Below are 15,513 nucleotides of genomic sequence, written 5' to 3' on the forward strand. Positions count from 1 at the left end.
ACCGTACGCACGCCCGTGGGCCGCCCCGCCCCCGACACACTCCCGGCCCGGTAAAAATTCGGCCCGGCAGGAATTCGGCCCGGTAGGAATTCGGCCCGAGAACCCGCCTCGTGATCAGCCGGTCGTGTAGAGCTCCTCGATCACCTCGGCGTACCTGGCGTGGACGACCCGGCGCTTGAGCTTCAGGCTGGGAGTGAGCTCGGCGGTCTCTGCCGTCCACTCGACGGGCAGCAGCCGCCAGCGTTTGACCTGCTGCACCCGGGCGAGCTTGCGGTTGGCGGACTCGACCGCCGCCTCGACCTCCTTGAGCACGTCCGGATGCGCGGCCAGGTCGGCCAGGGAGCCGAAGGCGATGCCGCGCGCCCGCGCCCACTCGGGCGCCACCTCGCCGTCCAGGGTGAGGATCGCCACCGGGTAGGGCCGGCGGTCCCCGTACGCGAGGGCCTGCCCGATGAGCGGGTGCTCCTTCAGATGGCCCTCGATCCCGGCCGGGGAGACGTTCTCCCCGCCCGAGGTGATGAACAGCTCCTTCTTGCGGTCGACGATGCGGACGAAGCCGTCCTCGTCGATCGACCCCACGTCGCCGGTGTGCAGCCAGCCGTCGTCGTCGAGGAGCTCGGCGGTCGCCTCGGGCAGGCCGAGGTAGCCCCGGGTGTTGAGCGGGCTGCGCGTGAGGATCTCGCCGTCCTCGGCGATCCGCACCTCGACGCCCGGCTCGGCTCTGCCCACCGTGCCGAGCTTGAAGACGTCCGGCGAGTTGACGGTGAAGGCGCCGGTCGTCTCGGTCATGCCGTAGACGTCGATGACCTTCAGGCCGAGGCCGGCGAAGAACCGCTGCACCTCGACCGGCATCGGCGCGGCGGCGGTCGCGCACCAGCGGGCCTGGTCGAGCCCGATCAGGCCGCGGACGACGGACAGCAGCGCGGCGTCGGCCCGCTCGTACGCCTCGCGCACCTCGGGCGTGACCGTGTGGCCGTGTTGCAGCCCCTCGACGTACGCGAGCCCGGCGGCCATCGCGGCGCGCACGTTCTCCTGCTGCTCGGGCGGCTGGCCGGCCAGCAGCGCCTGCAGCCGGGCCGTCATCTTCTCCCAGACGCGGGGGACGCCGAAGAACAGCACGGGACGCACCCGGCCGAGCGTGGCGCCCAGGTTCGCCATGTCCGTGCAGAAGTAGACGTGGTTGACCTTGACCAGCGGCAGGTACAGGCTGAGCACCCGCTCGGCGATGTGGGCGTAGGTGAGGTAGGAGATCTGCGTGCCGTGCATGGGCAGACGGATCATCCGCTGGGTCGTGGCGATCTCGAACAGCACGTTGGCGTGCGTCAGCGGGACGCCCTTGGGGTTGCCCGTCGTGCCCGAGGTGTAGAGGACGGCCAGCGTGTCCTCCGGGGCCACCGCGCGCCAGCGCGCGTCCACGGCGGCGGGGTCGGCGGCCAGCGCGCCGGCGCCGAGCTTCAGGAACGCCTCCCAGCTCAGGAAGCGCTCGTCGTCTTCGGGGGCGCCCTCCAGCATGACGATCCTCGTCAGCGCAGGCAGCTCGCCGAGGACCGGCTCCCAGCGGGCCAGGTCGGCCGGGCCGCCGAGCACCGCGATCCGCGCCCCGACGTCGCGGGCGACGTACGCGACCTGCTCGGGGGCGAAGGTCGCGTAGATCGAGCAGGGGACGGCGCCCGCGTGAACGGCCCCGAGGTCGGCCAGCACGTGCTCGCTGCGGTTGACCAGCATCAGCGCGACGGCGTCGCCCGGCCGCACGCCGAGCGCGGCGTAGCCCGCGGCGATCTGCAGCACCCTGCTCCGCGCCCCGGCGTAGGTCAGGGTCGTCCAGCCGTCCCCCGCCGGGTCGGAGTAGGCCGGCGAGTCCGGATGCTCCTGCCCGGCCCACCTGAGCTGCTCGCATACCGTCCTGCCCGCGATCTCCCGCTCTATCGCGGCCCGTTCCTCAAGCACGCCGGTCATCGCGCCTCCCAACGGGCATCTCGCACGCGTGGCATGCATCGCACCACACGAGATCGCCACGGACAAGACCCCGATGGCGGGAAGCACGGCGGGATGTGTTATGGGCGGCCATCACAATCGGACAAACAAGACATAAAGGCAGGTAAGGTACACGGGATGATGCGTGATCGGGGGGATCGCATGGCATCCGGAAGATCGGGTCCGCCGATGGGCGAGCGGACGTTCTTCGGCCATCCACGGGGGCTGGCCACGCTGTTCGGCACGGAGATGTGGGAGCGCTTCAGCTACTACGGCATGCGCGCCGTCCTCGTGCTGTTCCTGACCGCGCCCGTCACGCGCGGCGGCATGGGCCTGCCCGAGACGACCGCGGTCGGCATCTACGGCGTCTACATCGCCTCGGTCTACCTGCTCGCCCTAGCGGGCGGCTGGCTCGCCGACCGGCTGCTCGGGGCGCGCAGGACCGTGCTGTTCGGCGCCCTGGTCATCATGGGCGGCCATGTCAGCATGGCGATGCCCATGAGCGGCGGGTTCGTCTGGCTCGGCCTCGTGCTGATCGCGCTCGGCAGCGGGCTGCTCAAGCCGAACATGTCGGCGCTGGTGGGCGAGCTGTACCGGCATGAGGACGACGCCCGGCGCGACTCCGGCTACACGATCTTCTACATGGGCATCAACCTGGGCGCCTTCCTCGGCATCATGGTCGTGCCCTGGCTCCAGACGGGCGGCCGCTGGCACCTCGCCTTCGGTGCGGCGGCGCTCGGCATGGCCGTCGGCCTGACGCAGTACATCCGGGGCCGGGCCACCCTGTGCGGCGCCGGCGAGGAGCCGGACCACCGCCTGACCCCCGACGAGGAGCGGCGCTTCAAGGTCGTCGCGGGCGTCTCGCTGACCGCCGGCGCGGGCGCGCTGGCCTTGTGGGCGCTGAGCGGCACGCTCACCGTGGACCGCTTCGCCCTCGTGCTCACGGTCGTGACGGCGGCCGTGCCGGTCGCCTACTTCGCCTTCCTGTTCTCCTCGCGCGAGGTCACCGAGGAGGAGCGGACCGGGCTGTTCGCGTACGTGTGGCTGTTCCTGGCCGCCGCGATCTTCTGGCTCGTCTACGACCAGGCCGGCAGCGCCCTGCTGCTGTTCGCGAAGAACGACACCGATCTGAACGTGCTCGGCTTCACGATCCCCCCGGGCTGGGTGGGCAACGTCAACTCGCTCGCGATCATCATCGTCGCCCCTCTCTTCGCGGAGATGTTCCTCAGGGCGGGCACCCGGATCAGCACACCGCTCAAGTTCGCGGTCGGCCTGGTGATCGTCGGGCTGAGCTTCGTCGTCATGTCGGTCGCGGCCGGCGTCGCCTCCGGCGGGGTGAAGGTCTCGATCATGTGGCTGCTGTCGGTCTACCTCATCCAGACCGTCGGCGAGCTGTTCCTCAGCCCGGCCGGGCTGTCGGTCACCAACAAGCTCGCCCCCCGGGCGTTCGAGAACCAGCTCATGGGCCTGTGGTTCCTCTCCATGGCCCTCGGCGACTCCGTCGGCGGCCAGGCCTACCGGCTGACCAAGGTCGTGCCGATGCCCGTGTACTTCCTCACCCTCGCGCTCGCCGCGATCGCGGCGGGGCTCGTCATGCTGCTGTTCGTCCGCAGGCTCCGCACGCTGATGGCCGAGCACCACATGCCGTCCGTGCCCACACCGAGCTGACGCTCACAGGGTCGGCGTGAGCGGCTCGCACGGGCGATATCCGGCGGGGTCGCGGGCGATGCGGCGCACCGCCTCCTCCATCACGGCAGGCGGCTGGGTGAACGGCAGCCGCAGGTAGCGCTCCAGCGTGCCGTCCACGCCGAACCACGGCCCCGGAGCCAGCCGTACGCCACGGGCGGCGGCGGCCTCGGCGACCGAGCGCGACACCGGCCCGTCGAGCCGCACCCACAGCGAGCCGCCGCCGCGTGGCGCCGTGAACGCCCAGCCGGGCAGCTCCTCGCGCAGGACCGCGGCGAGCGCCGCGCAGGAGGCGCCGAGCGCACGGCGGCGCTCGGCGCGCGCCTCCTCGATCCGCTCGAACAGGCGCGCGACCACGAGCTGCTCGAAGACCGCGCCCGCGATGTCCACGGCGGCCCGCAGCGCGGCCAGGCGGCGGACGGTCGCGGCGCTCGCCCGGATCCAGCCGACCCGCAGGCCGCCCCACCACAGCTTCGAGGCCGAGCCCACGCTGATCACCCGGCCGTCGGTGTCGAACGCGGCCAGCGGCGCCGCACGTGCCGTCTCGTCCAGCACGATTTCCGCCCAGCTCTCGTCGGCGATCAGCGTGACGCCGTACCGGCGGGCCGCCTCCACCAGTTCGGCGCGGGCGGCGTCGGCCATCAGATGGCCGGTCGGGTTCTGGAAGTCGGGGATGACGTAGGCCAGACGGGCCGCCGACTGGCGCATCGCACAGCTCACCAGGTCGAGATGCCAGCCGTCCTCCTGCACGCCGACCGGCACCAGGCGGGCTCCCCGCATCCGCGCCGCGTCGATCGCGTGCGGGTAGGTCGGCGACTCGACCAGCACCGGGTCGCCCGGCCCGGCGAACGCCGACATCAGCAGGTGGATGGCCTGCTGGGCTCCGGCCGTGACGAGGATCTGCTCGGGCCGGGTGGGCAGCCCACGCTCGCCGTACCTGCGGGCGATCGCCTCGCGCAGCGGCGCGAGTCCGGCCGGGTGGTAGCCCATGCCCAGCGCGTACCGGTGGTAGGCCCGGCCCGCCTCCTCGATGGCCTCGCCGAGCAGGGCGGTCGCCGGGGGCGCGGCCGAGTGCAGCGGCAGCAGCCCGTCGTCGTCGGACACCAGCCACGGGTTGTCGGTCCCGAGCGCCCCGGGGTCGGGCAGGGCCGCGCGGCTGCCGGATCCCTGCCTGCTCTCCAGGTAGCCCTGCTCGCGCAGCCGGTCGTACGCCGCGGTCACGGTGGTGCGGCTCACGCCGAGGGCCTCTGCCAGGTGCCGCTCGGCCGGCAGGCGCACCCCGACCGCGAGCCTCCCGTCGAGGACCAGGCCGCGTACGGCCTCCGCGAGCGCCCGGTAGTAGGGCCGCACGTCCGCCGTATCTTCCGCGCCGTTCCCGACGAGCCTGGCGAGCTGGGGAGCGCTGAGATATCGGTCCATAAAGGCCAATTTCTCTGATTGGCCCTTTTCTCGCAACCCCGCATGCCTGCACGATGGGCCGACTATGACCGAACTCTCCCTCCCCCGCCCTCGTTCGCTCCCGTTGCGGCTCATCCGCCTCTACACCGGCCTGGCGCTGTACGGCGCCGGGATCGCCCTGCTCGTCAGGTCCGGGCTGGGCCTCGACCCCTGGGAGGTCTTCCACCAGGGGATGTCGGTGCGCACCGGGTGGTCGATCGGCCTGTGCATCAACCTGGTGGGCGCGCTGGTGCTGCTGCTGTGGATCCCCCTGCGGCAACGGCCCGGCCTCGGCACGATCAGCAACGTCCTGGTGGTCGGCACCAGCGCCGACGGGGTGATGGCGCTGGTCCCCGCGCCCGCGGCCTGGCCGGTCCAGTGGGCCTTCCTCCTGGGCGGCATCGTCGCCATCGCCGCCGCCTCGGGGCTCTACATCCACGCGGGCTTCGGTCCGGGGCCGCGCGACGGCCTGATGACGGGCCTCAACCGGCTCGGGCTGTCCATCCGGCTCGCCCGCACGGTCGTCGAGATCACCGTGCTCGCCGTGGGCTGGCTGCTCGGCGGCACGGTCGGGATCGGCACGGTGGTGTTCGCCCTGACGATCGGCCCCGTGACGCAGGTCTTCATGAAGCTGTGGGCTCCCGCCGGGGACACCGCCCGGCCGCCGGGTGCGGAGCCGTCATGATGAGGCGAGCGCTCCAGTAAGGCCTGGTCGGGCTTGCCGGATGTCCGCGGCCTCCGGGGCGCGGGAACGCGGTCTCCGCCCGGCGGGACACGCCGTCCGGCGCGGGTAGGTGAGCAGCATGCGGATCGAGGACTACGCCCTGATCGGGGACACGCAGTCGGCCGCCCTCGTCGGCCGGGACGGCTCGATCGACTGGCTGTGCCTGCCGCGGTTCGACTCCCCCTCCTGCTTCGCCCGGCTGCTCGGCGACGAGTCCAACGGCTTCTGGCGGCTGGCCGCCGCGGAACGCGACACGGCCGCCCGGCGGGCGTACGTCGAGGACTCGCTGGTGCTCGCGACCGACTGGGAGACCTCCACCGGGACGGCCAGGGTGGTCGACTTCATGCCGGTTCGCTCCGGCAACCCCGACCTGGTCCGGGTGGTGGAGGGCCTGTCCGGCACCGTGAAGATGACGACGGAGATCCGCATCCGCTTCGACTACGGCCGGATCGTGCCGTGGGCACGCCGGGCGGGCGGCCATCTGCACGCCATCGGCGGCCCCGACTCGGTCTGGATCCACTCGCCCGTCGCGCTGCGCGGCGGCGACTACCGGCACGAGGCGACGTTCACGGTCGCCGCCGGGCAGCGGGTGCCGTTCGTGTTCACCTGGCACCCCTCCCACCAGCCGCAGCCCCAGGCCATCGACCCCCTCGCCGAGCTCGGCCTGACCGTCCAGGCGTGGCGGGACTGGGCCGCCCGTTGCGGCTACCGGGGACCCTGGCGGGACGCCGTCGTCCGCTCGCTGATCACGCTCAAGGCGCTGACCTACAGCCCGACCGGCGGGATCGTCGCGGCGCCGACCACCTCGCTGCCCGAGCGCCTGGGCGGGGTGCGCAACTGGGACTACCGCTACTGCTGGCTGCGCGACGCCTCCATGACGCTCGACGCGCTCCTGCGGGCGGGGTACCTCGAGGAGGCGGACGCCTGGCGCGTGTGGCTGCTGCGCGCCATCGCGGGCCGCCCCGAGGACCACCAGATCATGTACGGCGTGGCCGGCGAACGCCGCCTGCCGGAGATGACCCTCGACTGGCTGTCCGGGTACGAGGGCTCACGCCCCGTCCGCATCGGCAACGACGCCGCCGGCCAGTTCCAGCTCGACGTCTACGGTCAGGTGGTCAACGCCCTCTACAAGGCACGCAAGAAGGGCATGCCGCCCGACGACTACACCTGGTCGCTGCTGGTGAAAGGGGCCGAGTTCCTCGAACACAACTGGGACCAGCCCGACGAAGGACTGTGGGAGGTGCGCGGCCCCCGCCGCCACTTCGTCCACTCCAAGATCATGTCGTGGCTCGCGATGGACCGCATGACCCGAGGGGCCGCGGAGCTGGGCCGCACCGGGCCGTTCGACCGGTGGTGCGCCCTGCGCGACCGCATCCACGCCGAGGTCTGCGACAAGGGCTACGACCCCGAGCGAAACACCTTCACCCAGTCCTACGGCTCCCGCGAGCTCGACGCGGCCCTGCTGCAGATCCCCATCGTCGGCTTCCTGCCCCCCGACGACCCCCGCGTCATCGGCACCGTCGAAGCCATCGAACGCGAACTCATGACCGACGGCTTCGTCCTGCGCTACCCCCTCGCGGAGGACAACCCCGTCGACGGCCTCCCCGGCGGCGAAGGCGCCTTCCTCGCCTGCAGCTTCTGGCTCGCCGAAGCCAGAGCGGTGATCGGCCGCCACGACGACGCCGTCGAACTGTTCGAACGCCTCGTCGCCCTGTCCAACGACGTCGGCCTCCTCGCCGAGGAATACGACCCCAGAACAGGCCGCCAACTCGGCAACTTCCCCCAGGCCTTCAGCCACATCCACCTGATCCACACCGCCCAGGCGCTGAGCCGGGAGGTACGCGGCGCGGGCACGGCGACGGTGATGAGCCTGTGACAGCCACGCTCGCGGGTGAGAGGACGGCCTGCGCCCGGTAGCGTGACGGGCATGCGGATCGAGGACTACGCCCTGGTGGGCGACATGCAGTCGGCCGCCCTCGTCGGCCGGGACGGCTCGATCGACTGGCTGTGCCTGCCGCGGTTCGACTCCCCCTCCTGTTTCACCCGGCTGCTCGGCGACGAGTCCAACGGCTTCTGGCGCCTGGCCCCGGCGGGACACGAGCAGGCCACGCGCCGCGCGTACGTCGAGGACACGCTCATCCTCGAGACCGTCTGGGAGACGCCCACGGGCGCGGTCAAGGTCATCGACTTCATGCCGCCCCGGCACGCCAACCCCGATCTCGTACGGATCGTCGAGGGCCTGTCCGGCACCGTGGAGATGACGACGGAGATCCGCATCCGCTTCGACTACGGCCGCATCGTCCCCTGGGTGCGCCGCAGGAACGGGCACCTGCACGCCATCGGCGGCCCCGACTCGGTCTGGATCCACTCCGGCGTCCCGCTGCGCGGCGGCGACTACCGGCACGAGGCGACGTTCACGGTCGCCGCCGGGCAGCGGGTGCCGTTCGTGTTCACCTGGCACCCGTCACATCAGCCGGAGCCGGAGCGGATCGACCCGCTGGAGCAGCTGGCCGAGACCAGGCTCCTGTGGGAGGAGTGGGTCTCGCGGTGCGGTCACCGGGGTCCCTGGCGGGACGCCGTCGTCCGCTCGCTGATCACGCTCAAGGCGCTCACCTACAGCCCGACCGGTGGCATCGTGGCCGCGCCGACCACCTCGCTGCCCGAGCATCTGGGCGGGGTGCGCAACTGGGACTACCGCTACTGCTGGCTGCGCGACGCCTCCATGACGCTCGACGCGCTGACCGGGGCCGGATACGTCGAGGAGGCCGCCGCCTGGCGTTCCTGGCTGCTGCGGGCCATCGCCGGCCGCCCCGAGGACGTCCAGGTCCTGTACGGCGTGGCCGGTGAACGCCGCCTGCCGGAGATGACCCTCGACTGGCTGCCGGGCTACGAGAACTCGACGCCCGTGCGGATCGGCAACGGCGCGGCGACCCAGCTCCAGCTCGACATCTACGGGGAGTTCGTCGACGCGCTCTATCAGGCGCGCAAGCAGGGCATGGCGCCGGACGACCACGCCTGGGCCCTGGTCACGAAGGTCATGGAGTTCTTCGAGCACAACTGGGACCAGCCCGACGAGGGACTGTGGGAGGTGCGCGGCCCCCGCCGCCACTTCGTCCACTCCAAGGTCATGGCCTGGGTCGCGGCCGACCGCATGGTCCGCGTCATCGAGGAGCTGGGCCGGCGCGGCGACGTGGAGCGCTGGCGGGCCCTGCGCGACCGCATCCACACGGAGGTCTGCGACAAGGGCTACGACCCCGGACGCAACACCTTCACCCAGTCCTACGGCTCGCGTGAGCTGGACGCGGCCCTGCTGCAGATCCCCATCGTCGGCTTCCTGCCCCCCGACGACCCCCGCGTCATCGGCACCGTCGAAGCCATCGAACGCGAACTCATGACCGACGGCTTCGTCCTGCGCTACCCCCTCGCGGAGGACAACCCCGTCGACGGCCTCCCCGGCGGCGAAGGCGCCTTCCTCGCCTGCAGCTTCTGGCTCGCCGAAGCCAGAGCGATGATCGGCCGCCACGACGACGCCGTCGAACTGTTCGAACGCCTCATCGCCCTGTCCAACGACGTCGGCCTCCTCGCCGAGGAATACGACCCCAGAACAGGCCGCCAACTCGGCAACTTCCCCCAGGCGTTCACCCACATCCACCTGATCCGCACGGCCCAGGCGCTGGCCCGCTACGCCGAGCGGCGGTAGCCGAGGCTCCTGGCGCACTCGCGGAATCCGAGCGACCGGTACAGCCGGGCGGGCACCGGATAGGCGTCGTCGCCGCGCGGGCTCACCACCGCCCGACGTGCTCCCGCCCGCCGCGCCGCATGCAGCGCGGCCAGGCAGACGGCCCGTGCGAGACCGCGCCGGCGGTGGCCCGGCGCGGTGCCCGCCGGTTCGATCCGGGCGGCCCGGTTGGCCTCGTCCAGCCAGACCAGGCAGAACGCCGCGGCGCTTCCGTCCGGCGCCTCGGCGATCCAGTCCAGGTCGGACCGGTACGGCCAGGCCCGCCGGACCGCGTGGTAGCTCTCCTCGGTCACCCTCGACGGATGGAACGCCGCCCGGTGCGCGGCGACGCGTTCGGGGACGTCGGCGTCGGCAACCGCGCGCAGGCGGTATCCGGCGGGCCGGCTCGGCTCGGGCAGGCCGTCGTCCAGGTCCATGACCATGTGCAGGAAGAAGGGCCCCTCGCCCGTACGCCGGTAGCCGCGCCGGTCGAGCGCCGCGAACAGGTGTGTCTCTGTGCTGGAGACCGTGACCGTCCTGACCTGCCCGGGCCCCGGCGCCGTCGCGGCGAACCAGTCCAGGATCTCGCCGGCCGGCGAGGGGTGCCGCGGATCGGCCACCAGGCCGAGGTGGCCGGAATCGGCCCATCCCCAGGCCGTGGTCGCGTCGCCGGCGTCCCAGAGCATGGTCGCCCACTCGTGCTCCCTGCCCGTGTGCTGGAAGCGTTCCCACGCCAGATCCCCGACGTGCCAGGTCGCCCCCGGCGACCACAACCGGGCGGTCAGCTCCTGCATCGCCCGCAGATCATCCACCCCGGCGTACGGTCTGCGGGCGAAGCGCGCGGTCGTCATGCCGGCCGGTCTCCCCCCGGCCGGCGTCCCCCGCACGGGATTTTCCGCGCGGCGGTCATGCGTCGCAGCCGCAACTGCGCCGCGGGACCAGGTGGGCGGCGGGAAGCGGCGCGGACGCGGGCGCGCGGTCGAGGAGCAGCGCGACCGCCTGCTCGGCCATGGCGTCCAGCGGCTGCTCCATGACGCTGAGCGCGGGGGCCGTGTAGGCGCTGTCCGGAGTCCCGTCGCAGCTCATCAGGGCGAGGCGGCCGGGGACGGGCAGACCGGCGGACGACGCGGCCGCGAGGACTCCGATGGCCTGTTCGTCGGTCGCCGCGATGAGGGCGCGCGGCATCGTCCCCCCGGCGATCAGCTCCGCCGTCAGCCGCGCCGCCGCCTCCCGCGAGTAGTCGCAGCGCAGCAGCAGGGGTTCGGAGCCGGAGGAGGAGACGGCGCGCTGCCAGGCGTCCCGCCGCTCGGCGACCGGGCCGGCGTCGTGGGGACCGGACAGGAAGGCGATGCGCCGCTGCCCGTGGCCCCGCAGGTGCTCGACGGCCGCGCGGACCGCGGCGTCGTTGTCGGCGGACACGAGCGGGGCCTGGCCCGGAACCGGCCGGTGGTGGACGTAGACCGAGGGCACGCCCGCCGCCACCGCCTGGGCCGCGACGTCGGCGCCGCCGTCGGCGGAGACGACGATCAGACCGTCGACCTGCGCCGCGAGGAAACGTTCGACGAGGTGCTGCTGCCTGTCCGGGAGGTAGCCCGCGTTGCCCGTCATCATCAGCGTGTCGCGCCTGTCCAGCGCACGCTCGACGCTCCGCGCGAGGGCGGCGAAGTAGGGGTTGGACGCGTCGGCCAGGACCAGGCCGGCGACCCCGGTGGTGCCGGCCCGCAGCGCCCGCGCGATCCGGTTGGGGCGGTAGCCCAGCTCGGCGGCCGCGGCGAGGACCCGCTCCCTGGTCCCGGGCGCCACCGGGCGCGGGCCGTTGTTCATCACGTAGCTGACCACCGCCGTGGACGTGCCGGACCGGCGGGCCACGTCCGCGAGCGTGACGGCCATGGGAGGCTCCTTTCCTCGTGCGGCTTGCATCCTCTCATCTAAACGATTAGAACTGCCACGTGAGCCGTCCGTGGACGGCCGGCCCCGCCTCGTCCTCATCCGCCGTCCCGCCCCTGCGAAGAAAGCCCCCGCATGACCCCGACACCTCTCCTGGTCGACACCGACACCGGATCCGACGACGCCGTGGCCCTGCTGCTGGCCGCCGCCAGCGGCCTGGGCGACGTGCGGGCCGTCACCACCGTGGCCGGCAACGTCCCGCTGCCGACGGCCACCCGCAACGCGCTGATCTCCCTGGAGGTCGCGGGAGCGGCCGACGTCCCCGTCCACCAAGGGTGCGACCGCCCGTTGTTGAGACCCTTGTCCACCGCGCAGCACGTGCACGGGCAGGACGGCATGGGCGACATCGGCCTGCCCGGCCCGCGGCGCGGTCCGGAACCGGGGCACGCGGCCGACGTCCTGCTGTCCTACGCCCGGCGGTTCCCCGGCGAGCTGACCCTGGTCACCCTGGGCCCGCTGACCAACCTCGCCGCCGCCCTCCTGCGGGAGCCCGGCCTGCTCGGCCGCTTCCGGCACGTGTACTGCATGGCGGGCGCCGCGGACGCCCACGGCAACATCACCGCCACCGCGGAGTTCAACGTGTGGGCGGATCCCGAGGCGGCCGGCGTCGTGCTGCGGGCGGCGCGCCCGGACACGGTCACCTGGGTCGGCTGGGACGTCTCCCGCAAGTACGCCGTCATGACGCCGGAGGACCAGCGGCGTCTCGAACGGCTCGGCACTCCCATCGCCGTCTTCGCCCATCGGATCAACCGGACGGTCGCGGAATGGGCGCGCGAGGTCACCGGCCTGGCCGGCTACGACCTGCCCGACCCGATCGCCATGGCCGTGGCGCTGCGGCCCGATCTGGTCCTCGAAGAGGAGCGGGCGCACGTGACGGTCGCACTCGGCGACGAGACCCGGGGGCAGATGATCGTCGATCGCCGCCGTGCGGCCCCTGAGCCCAATCTGACCCTGGTGCGCCGCGTCGACGAGGCCGGCTTCAAGGACCTGCTGTTCTCCACGTGCGCCGGAACGGGCCGGGCCGCATGACCCTCGCATCGTCCACCCCGCGGCCGGACGGGCGCTTCGAGCTGCACTGCCATCTCGACGGCTCGGTCCGGCCCGCCACGGTCGCGGATCTCGCCAGGGCCCAGGGGATCACGCTGACGCGGCCCGCGCACACGCTCGTGACCGCGCCCGCCCGGTGCGGGAGCCTGACCCGGTTCCTCACCTTCATCGACCTCCCGTTGCGCGTCCTGCAGACGCCGGACGCGCTGCGACGCGCGGCGCGCGAACTCGTCGAGGACTGGCACGCGGACGGCGTGGTGTACGGGGAGGCGCGCTTCGCCCCGCAACTTCACGGCCGGCGGGGCCTGACCCTGGACGAGGCGGTCGAAGCGGTCGCCGGCGGTCTCGCCTCCGGCGCGGCGGCCACGGGCGTGCGCACTGGGCTGGTGCTGTGCTGCCTGCGGCATCAGACGCCGGACGAGAGCGTCGCCGTCGCGGAGACCGCGGTGCGGCACCGCGACAAGGTGGCGGGGCTCGACCTGGCGGGCGACGAGCGCCTGTTCCCCGGCGCGCCGCACCGGCCCGCCTTCGCCGTCGCGCAGGCGGCGGGACTGCCCTGCACCGTGCACGCGGGTGAGGCCTCGGGGCCGGAGAGCGTCTGGGAGGCGATCGACGTCCTGGGCGCGTGCCGCATCGGCCACGGCGTGCGGTCCGCCTCCGACCGGGCCCTGCTCGACCGGCTCGGACGCGAGCGGATCGCCCTGGAGATGTGCCCCACCAGCAACGTCCAGACGGCCGCGGTCCCCCGGCTGGCCGACCACCCGGCCCACGCGCTCCTGGCGGCGGGCCTGGGCGTCACCATCAGCACCGACACGCGAACCACCTCGGGGACGACGCTGCGGCGGGAGTTCGACGCGCTGCGGGAGACGTTCGGCTGGACGGCCGACGAGGAGACGGCCTGTCAGGCGCACGCGGCCGCCGCCGCCTTCGCCTGGCCCCCGGCCCGGCCGGACCTCCCGAAGGGCACCAGCCCGGAGACGGCCTGACCGCGGCCTCCCCCGGCGCCGTCCCTCCCGCACTCGTCACCCCGGGCGCGGGGCGGGGTCACGACTGGCCGGCGATGCGGGCGAGGAGCCGGGCGAACTCCGGCGGCGGCGCGACGACCAGCCGGGTCTGCCCGTCGTGGCTGATGAGGTCGGCCTGGATGCGGGTCAGCTTGCCCCGGCGCCACCAGTACACGTGGGGGCTGAGCCCGTCGGCCCGGCCGGCGTGCTCCCGGTGGGCGAAGATGCGCAGGCGCTCGATCGCGCGCACCACGCCGATGCCGGCCACCGGGTGCACCGCGACCATGCCCCGGTGCGGCAGCACGGCGAGCATGCCGTCCTCGGGCACGTCCATGTACGCCGTCAGGCGGCGCAGGTGGGCCGCCGCGCTGGGCGCGGTCAGCAGCGAGACCTCGGTCCCGGCGAGGTCGAGCCGCGACACAGTGGGCCGCTCGTCGGTCAGGGCGTTGCCGATGGCCACGTCGAGCGCCTCGGCCGGCGGGATCGGCCAGCAGAACGCCTCCTCCGGGCGCACCGGACGGGCGCCGATGGTCAGCACCTCGATCAGGTCGGCGCTGAGGTGGCGGCCGATGATCCGGGAGGGGTCGGGGAAGGCGGGGTCGTCGGCGGCGTGGACCCGCGTGCGCAGCAGCGGCTTGATGGGCGTGAGGTTGCAGGCGTCGAACGGCTCGCCCGACACCGCGTGGGCCAGATGCTCGGAGACCAGCATCGGCCAGTCCTCGCGGGCGCGGCGACCGGCCTCCCGGCGCAGGCCGACGAGGTTCACCACCCGCTCACGCTCCGGCGAGGTCAGCGTCAGCGACGTGCCGTCGGCCGCGAACGCGCAGGTGTAGCCCATGGTCTCGGCGACCAGGGCGAGCAGGGAGTCGAGATCGACGTCCTCGACTGCTCTCGGGGCGGGATGGTCCGGCCGCGTCCGGCTGAGCAGTCGCCGCAAGAGTCCCAACGCACCATCCCTTCGCCACGGCCCGGGCACGCATCCGGGCGCGTCTCAGGTTGCCGCGTAAGAGTCGCGGAAGGTGCCCGCGACAGAGCACGATTCGGTCACAATAGCCACATTCGTCTCCAACCACATCGCCATCTGTGGTGTGCCGTGGCCGACTGGCAGGCCCGCGACGGTCGGCACGCCCAGCGGGGCCAGGAGTTCCGTCAGCACGGGCAGCGGGTCACCGCAGTCCACCCACGATCCCAGCACGATGCCCGCCGCGCCGTCGAGACACCCGGCCTGCAGCAGTTGCGTCACCATGCGGTCGATCCGGTACGGCTCCTCGGTGACGTCCTCCAGCAGCACGATACGGCCCCGCGCGCGCAGCGCGTACGGCGTGCCGCACAGGGCGGCCAGCAGGGCGAGGTTGCCCCCGGTGAGCCGGCCCTCGGCCCGGCCCGGCACGATCACCCGGTCGCCCGTGACCGGCGCCGGCGTGCCGCCCTCGAACAGGGCCTCGCGCAGGTGGGCGAAGGTGACCGGCTCGGGCCCCTCCGGGTCGCTGATCGTCGCGCAGGCCGGCATCGGCCCGAACAGCGTCGCCAGGCCCAGCCGGTCGGCGAAGGCCCGGTGCAGCGCGGTGATGTCGCTCGACCCGAGCAGGATCTTCGGACCGGCCGCCGCCATGGCGTCCCAGTCGAGCAGCCCGAGCAGCCGGGTGGTGCCGTAGCCGCCCCTGGCGCAGACGACCGCCGCCACCCCGGGATCGCACCACGCGTCCTGGAGGTCGGCCGCCCGTGCGGCGTCCGGCCCGGCCAGGTAGCCCTCCCTCGCGAGGATCGACGCCCCGTGCACGACCCGCAGCCCGAGCCCGGCCAGGACCTCGGTGCCGCGCTCGAGCCGTACGGGATCGACGGGGCCGGCCGGCGCGACCAGCGCGACGGTGTCGCCGGGCCGCAGCCGCCGGGGCAGGCTCGGGACCGTTACAGAGGCGTCACCGCCCGCCCCGCCGCGGAAGCGCTCGCTCACCCTTCAAAGGGTGTCAGACTTA

Annotated in this window: 12 protein-coding genes; 6 read left to right on the plus strand and 6 right to left on the minus strand. The window is 73.2% G+C overall.

Going from position 1 to position 15,513, the window contains the following annotated elements:
* Positions 1-114: 114 nt before the first annotated feature.
* A complete protein-coding gene (locus tag FLW16_RS08625; RefSeq protein WP_142559426.1) occupies positions 115-1,956 on the minus strand; it encodes a long-chain fatty acid--CoA ligase in 1,842 nt (613 codons plus the stop codon).
* 180 nt (positions 1,957-2,136) lie between these two features.
* Between FLW16_RS08625 and FLW16_RS08630 the strand changes: the two genes are divergently transcribed.
* The gene (locus tag FLW16_RS08630; RefSeq protein ID WP_142559428.1) at positions 2,137-3,642 is read left to right on the plus strand and encodes a peptide MFS transporter; all 1,506 of its coding nucleotides are present in this window, start codon (positions 2,137-2,139) and stop codon (positions 3,640-3,642) included.
* A 3-nt stretch (positions 3,643-3,645) separates the two neighbouring features.
* On the opposite strand, the gene FLW16_RS08635 is transcribed toward FLW16_RS08630, so the two are convergent.
* Positions 3,646-5,079: a PLP-dependent aminotransferase family protein gene (locus FLW16_RS08635; protein WP_142559430.1), complete on the minus strand. Its 1,434-nt coding sequence runs from the start codon at positions 5,077-5,079 to the stop codon at positions 3,646-3,648.
* A gap of 64 nt (positions 5,080-5,143) precedes the next feature.
* Between FLW16_RS08635 and FLW16_RS08640 the strand changes: the two genes are divergently transcribed.
* The 3 genes from FLW16_RS08640 (at position 5,144) to FLW16_RS08650 (ending at position 9,521) form a co-directional block, all read left to right on the plus strand.
* The gene (locus tag FLW16_RS08640; RefSeq protein WP_142559432.1) at positions 5,144-5,782 is read left to right on the plus strand and encodes a YitT family protein; all 639 of its coding nucleotides are present in this window, start codon (positions 5,144-5,146) and stop codon (positions 5,780-5,782) included.
* Between the two features lie 118 nt (positions 5,783-5,900).
* Entirely contained in the window at positions 5,901-7,697 is a 1,797-nt protein-coding gene (locus tag FLW16_RS08645; protein ID WP_142559434.1) for a glycoside hydrolase family 15 protein, read from the plus strand.
* 51 nt (positions 7,698-7,748) lie between these two features.
* Complete coding sequence (locus tag FLW16_RS08650) at positions 7,749-9,521, plus strand: glycoside hydrolase family 15 protein (RefSeq protein ID WP_142559436.1); 1,773 nt, start codon at positions 7,749-7,751, stop codon at positions 9,519-9,521.
* Here the strand turns inward: FLW16_RS08650 and FLW16_RS08655 are convergent.
* Both FLW16_RS08655 and FLW16_RS08660 read right to left on the minus strand, forming a co-directional pair.
* Entirely contained in the window at positions 9,503-10,390 is an 888-nt protein-coding gene (locus FLW16_RS08655; protein ID WP_142559438.1) for a GNAT family N-acetyltransferase, read from the minus strand. The two genes, FLW16_RS08650 and FLW16_RS08655, sit on opposite strands and share 19 nt — an antisense overlap.
* Before the next feature lie 55 nt (positions 10,391-10,445).
* Complete coding sequence (locus FLW16_RS08660) at positions 10,446-11,429, minus strand: LacI family DNA-binding transcriptional regulator (RefSeq protein WP_142559440.1); 984 nt, start codon at positions 11,427-11,429, stop codon at positions 10,446-10,448.
* Between the two features lie 132 nt (positions 11,430-11,561).
* On the opposite strand from FLW16_RS08660, the gene FLW16_RS08665 reads away from it, so the two are divergent.
* Together FLW16_RS08665 and add are read left to right on the plus strand one after the other, a co-directional pair.
* Positions 11,562-12,515, plus strand: coding sequence for a nucleoside hydrolase (locus FLW16_RS08665; protein WP_142559442.1), 954 nt, complete (start codon positions 11,562-11,564; stop codon positions 12,513-12,515).
* Positions 12,512-13,519, plus strand: a complete 1,008-nt coding sequence (add, locus tag FLW16_RS08670; protein WP_142559444.1) for an adenosine deaminase — start codon at positions 12,512-12,514, stop codon at positions 13,517-13,519. The genes FLW16_RS08665 and add overlap by 4 nt, the downstream gene beginning before the upstream one ends.
* Before the next feature lie 58 nt (positions 13,520-13,577).
* On the opposite strand, the gene FLW16_RS08675 is transcribed toward add, so the two are convergent.
* Both FLW16_RS08675 and FLW16_RS08680 read right to left on the minus strand, forming a co-directional pair.
* Positions 13,578-14,483 (minus strand): hypothetical protein, encoded by a 906-nt coding sequence (locus FLW16_RS08675; protein WP_226873960.1) that lies wholly within the window; start codon positions 14,481-14,483, stop codon positions 13,578-13,580.
* Positions 14,484-14,528: 45 nt separating this feature from the next.
* Complete coding sequence (locus FLW16_RS08680) at positions 14,529-15,491, minus strand: LD-carboxypeptidase (RefSeq protein ID WP_142559446.1); 963 nt, start codon at positions 15,489-15,491, stop codon at positions 14,529-14,531.
* Positions 15,492-15,513 lie beyond the last annotated feature (22 nt).

It is taken from the genome of Microbispora sp. KK1-11 (assembly GCF_006874435.1).
Lineage (GTDB): Bacteria > Actinomycetota > Actinomycetes > Streptosporangiales > Streptosporangiaceae > Microbispora > Microbispora catharanthi.